The organism is Pseudokineococcus basanitobsidens, assembly GCF_037482545.1.
Lineage (GTDB): Bacteria > Actinomycetota > Actinomycetes > Actinomycetales > Quadrisphaeraceae > Pseudokineococcus > Pseudokineococcus basanitobsidens.
On the sequence record NZ_JBBIAA010000015.1, the window covers coordinates 40,789 to 51,144 of the forward strand.

Annotated in this window: 11 protein-coding genes and 1 tRNA gene; 7 read left to right on the forward strand and 5 right to left on the reverse strand. The window is 77.2% G+C overall.

From position 1 onward, the window contains the following. Positions 1–2: 2 nt before the first annotated feature. Positions 3–1,868 carry a hypothetical protein gene (locus WDZ17_RS12160; protein ID WP_339575428.1) on the reverse strand — a complete coding sequence of 622 codons (1,866 nt, stop codon included), beginning with the start codon at positions 1,866–1,868 and terminating at the stop codon, positions 3–5. 91 nt (positions 1,869–1,959) lie between these two features. Beyond that, positions 1,960–2,047, reverse strand: a tRNA-Leu gene (locus tag WDZ17_RS12165). A gap of 132 nt (positions 2,048–2,179) precedes the next feature. Between WDZ17_RS12165 and WDZ17_RS12170 the strand changes: the two genes are divergently transcribed. Beyond that, complete coding sequence (locus tag WDZ17_RS12170; protein ID WP_339575429.1) at positions 2,180–3,505, forward strand: M20/M25/M40 family metallo-hydrolase; 1,326 nt, start codon at positions 2,180–2,182, stop codon at positions 3,503–3,505. Between the two features lie 69 nt (positions 3,506–3,574). Here the strand turns inward: WDZ17_RS12170 and WDZ17_RS12175 are convergent, their stop codons facing one another. Further along, positions 3,575–3,853, reverse strand: a complete 279-nt coding sequence (locus WDZ17_RS12175; protein WP_339575430.1) for a DUF5703 family protein — start codon at positions 3,851–3,853, stop codon at positions 3,575–3,577. A 95-nt stretch (positions 3,854–3,948) separates the two neighbouring features. Between WDZ17_RS12175 and WDZ17_RS12180 the strand changes: the two genes are divergently transcribed. Then, positions 3,949–4,293, forward strand: a complete 345-nt coding sequence (locus WDZ17_RS12180; protein WP_339575431.1) for a primosomal protein — start codon at positions 3,949–3,951, stop codon at positions 4,291–4,293. Between the two features lie 44 nt (positions 4,294–4,337). Here WDZ17_RS12180 and WDZ17_RS12185 read toward each other — a convergent pair whose 3' ends face one another. Then, complete coding sequence (locus WDZ17_RS12185) at positions 4,338–5,309, reverse strand: aldo/keto reductase (RefSeq protein ID WP_339575432.1); 972 nt, start codon at positions 5,307–5,309, stop codon at positions 4,338–4,340. A 117-nt stretch (positions 5,310–5,426) separates the two neighbouring features. On the opposite strand from WDZ17_RS12185, the gene WDZ17_RS12190 reads away from it, so the two are divergent. Together WDZ17_RS12190 and WDZ17_RS12195 are read left to right on the forward strand one after the other, a co-directional pair. Next, positions 5,427–6,527, forward strand: a complete 1,101-nt coding sequence (locus tag WDZ17_RS12190) for an LLM class flavin-dependent oxidoreductase (RefSeq protein WP_339575433.1) — start codon at positions 5,427–5,429, stop codon at positions 6,525–6,527. Next, the gene (locus WDZ17_RS12195) at positions 6,527–7,399 is read left to right on the forward strand and encodes an undecaprenyl-diphosphate phosphatase (RefSeq protein WP_339575434.1); all 873 of its coding nucleotides are present in this window, start codon (positions 6,527–6,529) and stop codon (positions 7,397–7,399) included. The genes WDZ17_RS12190 and WDZ17_RS12195 overlap by 1 nt, the downstream gene beginning before the upstream one ends. A 25-nt stretch (positions 7,400–7,424) precedes the next feature. Here the strand turns inward: WDZ17_RS12195 and WDZ17_RS12200 are convergent, their stop codons facing one another. Further along, on the reverse strand, positions 7,425–8,462 hold the full coding sequence (locus tag WDZ17_RS12200) for a magnesium and cobalt transport protein CorA (RefSeq protein ID WP_339575435.1): 1,038 nt from the start codon (positions 8,460–8,462) through the stop codon (positions 7,425–7,427). Positions 8,463–8,576: 114 nt separating this feature from the next. On the opposite strand from WDZ17_RS12200, the gene WDZ17_RS12205 reads away from it, so the two are divergent. From WDZ17_RS12205 to WDZ17_RS12215, 3 genes are all read left to right on the forward strand, one after another. Further along, positions 8,577–9,293 (forward strand): histidine phosphatase family protein, encoded by a 717-nt coding sequence (locus tag WDZ17_RS12205; protein WP_339575436.1) that lies wholly within the window; start codon positions 8,577–8,579, stop codon positions 9,291–9,293. Between the two features lie 94 nt (positions 9,294–9,387). Continuing rightward, positions 9,388–9,963 (forward strand): DUF3090 domain-containing protein, encoded by a 576-nt coding sequence (locus WDZ17_RS12210; protein WP_339575437.1) that lies wholly within the window; start codon positions 9,388–9,390, stop codon positions 9,961–9,963. A gap of 26 nt (positions 9,964–9,989) precedes the next feature. Beyond that, positions 9,990–10,356: protein kinase family protein (locus tag WDZ17_RS12215; protein ID WP_494516972.1), on the forward strand; the 367-nt coding region annotated here is incomplete at its 3' end.

Below are 10,356 nucleotides of genomic sequence, written 5' to 3' on the forward strand. Positions count from 1 at the left end.
GTCTACCCGCGGGGGAGGAGCTCCACCGCGTTGACGAACGGCTCGCCGACGGACCCCCGGCGCAGACGCACCACGACGCGGCCCGACGCGCCGGCACGGACGGGCAGGCGCACGGCGACCGGTGCCCCCCCGCCGCGCGCCCAGACGTCGAGCTCGTCCACGCGGCGGACCCCGTCCACGTCGACGCGTTGCCGGCGGGCCCCCGCGCGCTGCGCCGGGGCGTACCGCTCGGCGTACCAGAGGACGAGCTCCGCCTGCCTGCCGGCGGCCAGGGGGAGCGTCCAGGTCTGCTCGCCCCACCGCTCGGCGGCGAGGACGTCGGCCGGGACAGCGGCCGAGGCCTCCACCCGGCCCGTGTTGCGGGCGACCCTTCCGCCCGTGACGACCCCGTCCCCCGACCGCCAGCCGGGGACCCGCTGGTCGCCGGCCAGCACACGCAGCGCCACGGGGGCGACGACGACGGGCGCCGGAGGCGCGTCGAGGACGACGACGGTCACGGTCATCGCCGGGGCGTCGACGTCGAGGGAGCCCGCGTGCCGCGTCCTCGCGACCTCACGCGGGGGGTCGTAGGGACGCGACGGGTCGGTCCGGTGCACGACGGCGCCCCCCGGTGCCACGCCGCCGAGCACGAGCCGCCGCCGCACCGCCCGGGTCTCGGACTTGTTGACGACGACCACGGTCCGACCGCCGGCCTCGTTGCCGACGGCGAAGACCTCGACGGCCTCGTCCGGGGTGTCGGCGACGGCGGCGTACGCGGCGCCGTCGTAGTGGGGCCACCGCCCGGCGCCCGTCCAGGTGGCGACCGCCCAGTACGCGGGCATCGGCGTCGACGGAGCCCGGCCGTGGGGGTTCACGGCGCCCTTCTCGACCGTGAGGCCGAGCGGTCCGTTCTGCGAGGCGTAGGGCATGGCCCGACCGCCGCTGACGAGCACGTGCCCGAGGACGGAGGCCATCCAGACCGTGGTCACGGCCGAGAAGAACCGCTGGTTGCCGCCCGGCGTCCCGTCCTGGTAGCGCCAGGAGAGGTTGATCTCGTCGACGGCCACCCGCTCGGGGAGGCCGAGCCCGCGCAGGTCGGAGCGCACCTCGCGCACCTCGCGCCCCCAGCCGGGGGTCGCGCGCATGGCCTCGGCGGTCGAGAGCGAGCGCGAGCCCATGCCGTAGTGGTGGTAGTCCACGCCCCCGAGCCGCCCCGCGCCCATCCCGGCCGCGTACCGCCGCAGCGTCGCCCGGTCGTAGTGGGTCCAGACCGGCCCCCACAGGCCCGTCCCCGGCACCTCCGCGGCGAGCTCCGCCTGGACGGCCCGCCCGCGCTCGAGCGCCGCGTCGAGAGACTGCCCGCGGTTCCCCGGCTCGTTGGGGCCGGAGTAGTCGACCATGGACGTGCCGAGCGCCCGCACGACCTGCCGTGCGTCGCCGGGACGGTAGCCCGCCCAGTCGTCGTCCCGTCCACCGACGACGACGAGGCACCGGTAGCCCCAGGACCGGTAGAGGTCGACCAGGGCGACCATGTCCCGCTGGCCCGACCCGGCGGCTGAGGACACGACCCGCGTGCCGTCCCACCGGACGGGCACGCGCACCGAGCGGGCGTCGAGGGCGCGCTCGGCGCGGGCCTGCGAGGCCACGACCAGGGGACTCGCGCCGTAGGTCGAGCTCCCGAAGCCCAGGGCGTGCGGGTCCAGCCGCTGCAGCGGTCGTGCGAGGTCGAGCACGACACGGGGCACGACGGCGGCGCGGGCACCCCCCGCGGGGACGAGGGCCGCGGCGAGGCCCGCCGCCGAGGCGGCGAGGAGGGCGCGGCGGCCGACCGGCTGCCGGGGCAGGAGGGCGGGCGCCTCGAGGTCGGCGGGTAGGACGTGAGCGGTCATGGTGGCTCCGGGAGGGTCGACTGCCATGACGCATCGGTCAACCACGGCCCCGGCTGAAGCGGCGGGCCACGCACCCTGACGTGCCTGCTCGTGGTGTCCGGAGGGGGACTTGAACCCCCACGCCCGATAAAGGGCACTAGCACCTCAAGCTAGCGCGTCTGCCATTCCGCCACCCGGACAGGTGCCGTGCGGCGCCGGAGCGCCGCGAGCGGTCCGAAAACTACCACGGGGGCCGACTGCCCCCCGACGTCCGCCGGCCCGGCGGCCGCCGGCGGACGGACCCGTCGCGACGACGCCGGTAGCGTCGCGGCATGACCGAGCGCAGCGCCGGACCGGGCGTCCCCGTGGCCGCCGACGAGGTCGTCGACATCGCCCGCGACCTCATCCGCATCGACACCTCGAACTACGGCGACGGCAGCGGTCCGGGGGAGCGGGCCGCGGCCGAGCACGTCCTGGGGCTGCTCGACGAGGTGGGGCTGGAGGCCGAGCTCCTGGAGAGCGACCCGGGCCGCGCCAGCGTCGTCCTGCGCATCCCGGGCGAGGACCGCGACCGGGACGCCCTCGTCGTCCACGGCCACCTCGACGTGGTGCCGGCGAAGGCGGAGGACTGGAGCGTCGACCCCTTCGCCGGCGAGGTGCGGGACGGCTGCCTGTGGGGCCGTGGCGCCGTGGACATGAAGGGCATGGACGCGATGATCCTGTCCGTCGTCCGCCAGATGACCCGCGAGGGCCGGACCCCTCCGCGCGACCTCGTCGTCGCCTTCACGGCCGACGAGGAGGCCGGGAGCGTCAAGGGAGCCCGGTTCCTCGTCGACACCCGCCCGGACCTCTTCGAGGGGGCGACCGAGGCCATCAGCGAGGTCGGCGGCTTCTCCCTCGACGTCGCCGGGCAGCGCTGCTACCTGCTGCAGACCGCCGAGAAGGGCATCGCGTGGGTCCGCCTCGTGGCCCACGGGCGCGCGGGGCACGGCAGCCAGGTCAACGGCGACAACGCCGTCACCCGCCTGGCGGGCGCGGTGGCGAGGATCGGCGCGCACCGGTGGCCGCTGGAGCTGCGCCCGACCGTCCGCGCCTTCCTGGAGGGCGTGGAGGACGTGACGGGCGAACCGCTGGACCCGGAGGACTTCGGCCGCCTCACCGACGTGCTCGGGACGACGGCGAACTGGGTCGGCGCGACGCTGCGGAACACCTCGAACCCGACCCAGCTGGAGGCCGGCTACAAGCACAACGTCATCCCCGGCACCGCGAGCGCGCTGGTCGACTGCCGGACGCTGCCCGGCCAGGGCGAGCACGTCCTCGACGTCGTCCGCGAGCTCGCGGGGCCGGGCGTCGACGTCGAGGTGGTCCACCAGGACGCGGCCCTGGAGACCGACCTCGAGGGCTCCCTGCCGGACGCGATGGTCGCCGCGCTGCTCGCCGAGGACCCCGGCGCCCGCGTGCTGCCCTACTGCCTGTCCGGCGGCACGGACAACAAGGCGCTCGCGCGGCTGGGCATCCGCGGCTTCGGGTTCGCGCCCCTGCAGCTGCCGCCCGAGCTCGACTTCGCCGGCATGTTCCACGGGGTCGACGAGCGGGTGCCCACCGAGGCCCTGCGCTTCGGGACCCGCGTCCTCGACCGGCTGCTGCGGACCTGCTGAGCCCGGGCGACCGCCGCCCGGTCCGGGGGCCCGGTCCTGGGGCTCAGCCCGGGAGCTCAGCCCGAGCGCTCAGGCCGTCCGCTCCATCCGGATGATCCGCCGCCGCAGCACGACCCGGCGGCGACCGCCGAGGTACAGGCGGACACCCGCCAGCTCCCACTTGCCGTACTCGGCCTGCTCGGTGAGCAGCGCCCTGGCCTCGCCGCGGGACGTGCCGCGGGGCAGGACGATCTCCCGGTACTCGTAGGAGGAGGCCCGGGGGGTCCCGGGGCGCGCCGACCCCGGCCTCGTGGGCGTCCGCTCCTGCGGCAGGTCCCCGCCGCCGGGCGTGCGTCGACTCGCGTCCATCGGCCACCATGCTGCCACGCGCGACCCGCCGGCGGACGACGACCGGCGGCCGCGCGCGGGCGTGCGCCGCCGTCACGCGCGGCTACGGTCCTCCCATGAGCACGCAGCCCCGCGCCGCCCTGGCCCGTCTCGTCGGGGCGCTCGAGGCCCACCTGGACGCCGTCGAGCGGCGCCGTTCCGAGACGGACCCCGTCGTCAAGGACGCCTACCAGAGCCTCTCCGACGCCTTCGAGACCTACGACGAGGCCCTCTACGACGCCTTCGACGAGGTCACCCCCTTCGTGCTCTTCGACGACTCCGACGACGACTCCGAGGACGACGACTCCGAGGACGACGACGAGGACTTCGACGAGGACGACGACGAGGACGACGACGAGGACGGCGAGGACGGCGACGAGGACGAGGACGACGACCCGGACGACGAGCACCCGCGGCTGTGAGGCGGCCCCGGGCCGCGGAGGCCGGAGGCGCCTGAGCCGACCGCTCAGGCCCTCGGCCGCCCCACCGCGAGCCGCTCGGCCGAGACCTCGTCCAGGGCCCGGCGGATCTGCTCCGGCAGGCGCAGGTCCGCGCCGGTGAGCACGCCCCGCAGCTGGGCCGCCGTCCGGGCCCCCGTGAGCGCGGCGGCGACGCCGGGCCGGTCCGCCGCCCACGCGAGCGCCACGTCGAGGGGCGCCCGCTCCAGGCCGTCGGCGGCCGTGCACACGGCCTCGACGACGCCCCGCGCCGAGGCGTCCAGGTGCGGCTCGACCACCCCCACGAGGTGGGGCGAGGCGGCGCGGGAGTCCGCCGGCAGGGCGTGCCGGTACTTGCCCGTGAGCACCCCGCCGCCGAGGGGGGAGCGGGCGATCAGCCCGAGGCCCCCGGCGTCCGCGGCGTCGAGCAGGTCCACGTCGGCCCACCGCGCCACCAGCGAGTGCTCGGCCTCGACGGCCACGAGCGGCTCGCCGGCGGCCGCCGCGAGGGCCGAGGCCCTCGCCGTCCGCCACGCCCCGGTCTCGGCGACGCCCGTGTAGCGGGCCCGCCCGGAGCGCTGCGCGTCCGCGAGGGCCGCCAGCGACTCCTCGACGGGCGCGGAGCCCGGACCTCCGGCGCCCTCCAGCAGCAGCAGGTCGACGTGGTCGGTGCGCAGCCGTGCGAGGGAGGCGTCCAGGTCCGCCAGGACGGCGCGGCGGGAGCCGTCGCCCCGACGGTCGGAGACCGGTCCGCGCGCACCGACCCGCAGCGCCAGGACGATCTCGTCGCGGGCGACGTCGTCCCCCAGCAGCGAGCCGAGCAGCCCCTCGGCCTCGCCGCCGGCGGACGCGGCGGCGGCGACGAGCGTGCCGCCCGCGTCGACGAGCGCGCGCAGCTGCTCGGCGGCCTCGTGCTCGTCGGTGTCGCGGCCCCAGGTGAGCGTCCCGAGGCCGATGCGGGAGACGCGGAGGCCGGACCGTCCGACGCGTCGGGTCTCCATGGCGCGCGAGCGTATCGGCCGCCGCGCCGGCAGCCCCCGTCCTCGGACGGCCCCCCGTCCCGCCGCCGTCGGGCGCGCCGCACCGCCCGGGGCGCCGCGGTGGCTAGGGTCGGGGCCGTGCACCTGGCCGTCGACCTCGGGCACCGGTCCTCGGCCGCCGGGGAGGACGACCCCTGGGCACCCGTCCGGCTCGCGCAGGAGGCCGAGCGGCTGGGCTACCGGGTCGCCTGGGCGTCCGAGGCGTACGGCACCGACGCCGTCACGGTGCTGACGGCGGTCGCCGCGAGGACGAGCACCATCGACGTCGGCAGCGCGGTCCTCCAGCTCCCCGCCCGCAGCGCCGCGATGACGGCCATGACCACCGCCTCCCTCGACGCCCTGTCCGGCGGGCGCTTCCGCCTCGGCCTCGGCGTCTCCGGCCCGCAGGTCTCCGAGGGCTGGCACGGCGTCCGCTTCGCCGCCCCGCTGGGGCGCACCCGCGAGTACGTCGCCGTCGTCCGCCAGGCGCTGCGGCGCGAGCAGGTCCGCGCCGACGGCCCGCACCTGGTGCTGCCGCTGCCCGACGGCCCGGGCAAGGCGCTGCGCCTGTCCGTGCGACCGCTGCGCCCCGACGTGCCGGTCTACCTCGCCGCCGTGGGCCCGCGGAACCTCGAGCTCGCCGGGGAGGTCGCGGACGGCTGGCTCGGGGTCATCGTCGCCCCGGAGCACCTGCCGGAGAGCCTGTCCCACCTCCGGGCGGGGCAGGCGAGGAGCCGGCGCGAGCAGGGCGGGGCAGGCGGCGCACGACCCTTCGACGTCGTCGCCTCCGTGCCGGCCCTGCCCTCGTCGGGGGCCACCGCCGCCGAGCAGGACGACGCCGGCGACCTCGCGCCGCTGCGGGCGCGCCTGGCCCTGTACGTCGGCGGCATGGGCAGCCGCGAGCAGAACTTCTACCACGCCCTGGCCGTCGGCCTCGGCCACGAACGGGAGGCCGACCTCGTGCAGGACCTGTACCTCGACCGGCGCCACCGGGAGGCCGCCGCGGCCGTGCCGCGGGCGCTCGTCGAGGCCACCAGCCTCCTCGGGCCGCCGGCGGCCGTGCGCGACCGGCTCGCCGCCTACGCCGACGCCGGCGCCACGACGCTGTCCGTGCTGCCGGAGGGCCGGGACGAGGCCGAGCGGGTCGCCGTGCTGCGGACCGTGGCGGACGCGCTGGCCGCGAGCGGGAGGGGCTCCTGATGGGGTGGGTCGAGGCGTTGGTCCTCGGTCTCGTGCAGGGGCTCACGGAGTTCCTGCCGATCAGCTCCAGCGCGCACGTGAGCATCGTCGGGCAGCTGCTCTTCGAGGGTCGCGACCCGGGGGCGGCCTTCACGGCGATCATCCAGCTCGGCACCGAGGCGGCCGTCGTCGTCTACTTCTGGCGCGACATCGTCCGGATCGTCAGCCGCTGGGCGCTCTCGATCGCCGGTCGGGTGCCGCGGGACGACCCGGACGCGCGGATGGGGTGGCTCGTCATCCTCGGCTCGCTGCCGATCGGCGTGCTGGGCCTGGTCTTCCAGGACGCCATCGAGACGCAGCTGCGCAGCCTCTGGATCACCGCCGTCATGCTCGCCGTCTTCGGCGTGCTCCTCGGTGTGGCCGACGCGACCGCGCGCACGCGCAAGGACCTCGCCGACCTCACCTGGTGCGACGGCCTCCTCTACGGGCTGGCCCAGGCCCTCGCCCTCGTCCCCGGGGTGTCGCGGTCGGGCGGCACCATCACCGCCGGCCTGGCGCTGGGGTACCGGCGCGAGGCGGCCGCCCGGTACGCCTTCCTGCTCGCCATCCCCGCCGTGGTCGCCTCCGGCGGCTTCCAGCTCGTCTCGGAGCTGGGCGGGGAGGCAGGGGCGTCGGTCTCCTGGGGGCCGACGGCGCTCGCGACCGCGGTCTCCTTCGTCGTCGGGCTCGCGGTCATCGCGTGGCTGCTGCGCTACATCAGCACGCACACCTTCCGCGGCTTCGTGCTGTACCGGCTGGGGCTCGCGCTCGTGCTCGTCGTGCTGCTGCTCACGGGCGTCGTGGACGCGACGCCCGTGGTCACCCCGGTCGTCGACCCCGCCGCCGCGCCCTGAGGCGCCTCCTCGACGGCCGCGGCGCCTACAGCCAGCCGGAGCGCCGGAAGGCCCGGAACAGCCCCAGGCAGAGCAGCACCATGAGCAGCAGGGCCGCGGGGTAGCCCCACCGCCAGGCCAGCTCGGGCATCACCGCGAAGTTCATGCCGTAGATGCCGGCGACGATGGTCGGGACGACGGCGAGGGCCGCCCAGGCCGAGATGCGCCGCGCGTCCTCGTTCTGCTGGAGGCCGACCTCGGCCAGGTGGGCGCTGTGCACGTCACCCAGCTGCCGGTCCGTGGACTCGACCGACTCGGCGGCCTGGACGACGTGGTCGGCGATGTCCCGCAGGAAGACCCGGGCAGGGGCGGGGACGAGGTCCATCTCCTGCTGCCACAGGCGCTTCGCCGGCTCGACGAGCGGCCGGACCGCACGCAGGAGCTCCAGGGCCTCCCGCTTCAGCTCGTAGACCCGGGTGGTCGTGCCGGCCCCCCGGGAGTCGGGGGAGAAGACCTCCGTCTCGAGCTGGCTGACGTCCTCCTCCAGCTCGGTGGCGATGGCGACGTAGGCGTCGACGACGACGTCGAGGACGGCGTGCAGGACCGAGACCGCCCCGAGCCCGAGGCCCTCCTCGCCCAGCCGCTCGCGGGCGCGCTCGACGACGCGGTCGTCGTCGCGCGCGACGGTGAGCACCCACCGGTCGCCGAGGACGACGAGGACCTCGCCCGTCTCGACGGCGGACCGCGCGTCGTCGTAGCTGGCGGGACGGGTGCTGACGAGCAGCGAGCCGCCGTGCTCGCCGGCGTAGCGCTCGAGCTTGGGGCGCTGCCGACCCACGACGAGGTCCTCGGCGGCCAGCGGGTGCAGGCCCAGCGCCTCGTCGTAGCCGCGCAGGTCGTCCTCGCGGGGGTCGTCGAGGTGGACCCACACGAAGCCCTCGGTGCGCTCCCGGACCCGGCGCAGCGCCCGGCCCACCTCCTGCGGGTCCGACGGGCTCTCGACCGACGCCGGCCGCGACGGCCGGGCCGGCGCGGCCGGCACGTCGCCGCTGCCGCCGTCGAAGGTGCGGACGGTCACCGTCATGGGGTCCCTCGCTCGTGCTGCCGGGTGGGTCGCGGGGCGCGGCCGCCGGAGGGCGGGCGCCGGGCGCATCCTGCCCGGCCGGGGAGGGCGGGCCGCGCCGCCTAGGGTGACGGCGTGCCGACGCTGCTGCTCGTCCGCCACGGCCGCACGGCGGCCAACGCCACGGGTGTCCTGGCCGGGCGCACGCCCGGTGTCGAGCTCGACGAGAGCGGCAGGGCCCAGGCCGCCGCGCTCGCGGAGCGCCTCGCGGGCGTGCCCCTCGCCGCGGTCGTCGCCAGCCCGCTGGAGCGCACCGTCGCCACCGCCCGCGCGCTGCTGGCCGTCGGCGGGACCTCCCGACGTCCGCGCCCGGCGCTCGAGGAGGAGCCCCGGCTGCTCGAGTGCGACTACGGGAGCTGGACCGGCCGCCCGCTGAAGGAGCTGGCCCGTGAGCCGCACTGGGCGGTGGTCCAGGGCCACCCCAGCGCCGCCCAGTTCCCCGGCGGCGAGTCGCTGCGCGACGTCCAGGCCCGCGCCCTCGCGGCCGTCCGCGAGCACGACGCCCGCGTGCAGGCCGAGCACGGCGCGGACGCGGTGTGGGTCGCCGTCTCCCACGGCGACGTCATCAAGGCCGTGCTGGCCGACGCCCTCGGCCAGCACCTCGACTCCTTCCAGCGCGTCGTCGTCGACCCGGCGTCGGTCTCGGTGGTGCGCTACACGCCGCTGCGGCCCTTCGTCGTGCGGACCAACGACACCGGCGGGGACCTGTCGGGCCTCGTCCCCCCTGCACGACGCCGCCGTCGACGCGCCACCTCCTCCGACGCGGACGTCGGCGGGGGCGCCGGGCGCTGACCCCGCGCCGCCCGGCGGGGCCGGGTCGACGGGGCCGGGTCGGCGGGGCCGGGTCGTCCGGGCCGCGCGGGCGCTCGTGGGTAGTCTCGCGAGCATGGCGCCGCAGGTCTTCGAGTACGACCCGCCGGACCGGTTCGTCGCCGGGACCGTCGGCCAGGCGGGCTCCCGCACCTTCTTCCTCCAGGCCCGCTCCCCGAGCACCGGCCCCGTGCCGGCCGTGGTGTCCGTGGCGCTGGAGAAGCAGCAGGTGGCCACGCTGGCGGAGAAGGTCGAGGAGCTCCTCGACGAGGTCGTCCGGCGCAGCGGCGGTGACGCGCCGGTGCCGGCGGTCGCCCCCGTCGGCTCCAGCGACGACGCACCCCTCGACACGCCGATCGAGGAGGAGTTCCGGGTCGGGACCATGAGCCTGCAGTGGGACGGCGACCGCGGCGTCGTCGTCATCGAGTGCTTCTCCGTCGAGGAGGACGAGGAGGGCGGCGGGCTCGGCGAGGGCCCCGAGCCGGACTCCCGCTCGGTGCTGCGGGTGCGCCTGTCCGGCGCGAGCGCCCGCGGGTTCGCCCGGCGCGCCCTCGCGCTGGTGGCCGCCGGTCGCCCGCCGTGCCCCTTCTGCTCGGGACCGCTCGACCCGGAGGGGCACGTCTGCCCGCGGGCGAACGGGTACCGCCGCTGAGCGGGTCGACCGCGGGCGGGGGCGCGGTGCCGCCGGACGGCGACGACCTCGCCGCGCTGCTCGCCGCCGGGGAGCTCGACGTCGTGGGCCGGATCACGGGCTCCTCGAACGTCACCCTGCTCGCCACCTGCCGCACCGGCGACGCGCAGGTGCGGTGCGTCTACAAGCCCGTGCGCGGCGAGCGGCCGCTGCACGACTTCCCCGACGGCACGCTCGCCGGCCGGGAGGTCGCCGCGCACCTCGTGTCCCGGGCCGCCGGGTGGGGCGTCGTCCCGACGACGGTGCTGCGCGACGGCCCCCTCGGCCCCGGCTCCGTGCAGCGGTGGGTGCACCCGCCGCGCGGGGTGCCACTGGACGAGGAGGTCGCCGCCGACGGGGTCGGGGGGGGAAGAG

Bases quoted from the DNA above. Each gene is read 5' to 3' on its own strand.
- WDZ17_RS12160 (WP_339575428.1), bottom strand. From the start codon at position 1,868: ATGACCGCTCACGTCCTACCCGCCGACCTCGAGGCGCCCGCCCTCCTG.
- WDZ17_RS12170 (WP_339575429.1), top strand. From the start codon at position 2,180: ATGACCGAGCGCAGCGCCGGACCGGGCGTCCCCGTGGCCGCCGACGAG.
- WDZ17_RS12175 (WP_339575430.1), bottom strand. From the start codon at position 3,853: ATGGACGCGAGTCGACGCACGCCCGGCGGCGGGGACCTGCCGCAGGAG.
- WDZ17_RS12180 (WP_339575431.1), top strand. From the start codon at position 3,949: ATGAGCACGCAGCCCCGCGCCGCCCTGGCCCGTCTCGTCGGGGCGCTC.
- WDZ17_RS12185 (WP_339575432.1), bottom strand. From the start codon at position 5,309: ATGGAGACCCGACGCGTCGGACGGTCCGGCCTCCGCGTCTCCCGCATC.
- WDZ17_RS12195 (WP_339575434.1), top strand. From the start codon at position 6,527: ATGGGGTGGGTCGAGGCGTTGGTCCTCGGTCTCGTGCAGGGGCTCACG.
- WDZ17_RS12200 (WP_339575435.1), bottom strand. From the start codon at position 8,462: ATGACGGTGACCGTCCGCACCTTCGACGGCGGCAGCGGCGACGTGCCG.
- WDZ17_RS12210 (WP_339575437.1), top strand. From the start codon at position 9,388: ATGGCGCCGCAGGTCTTCGAGTACGACCCGCCGGACCGGTTCGTCGCC.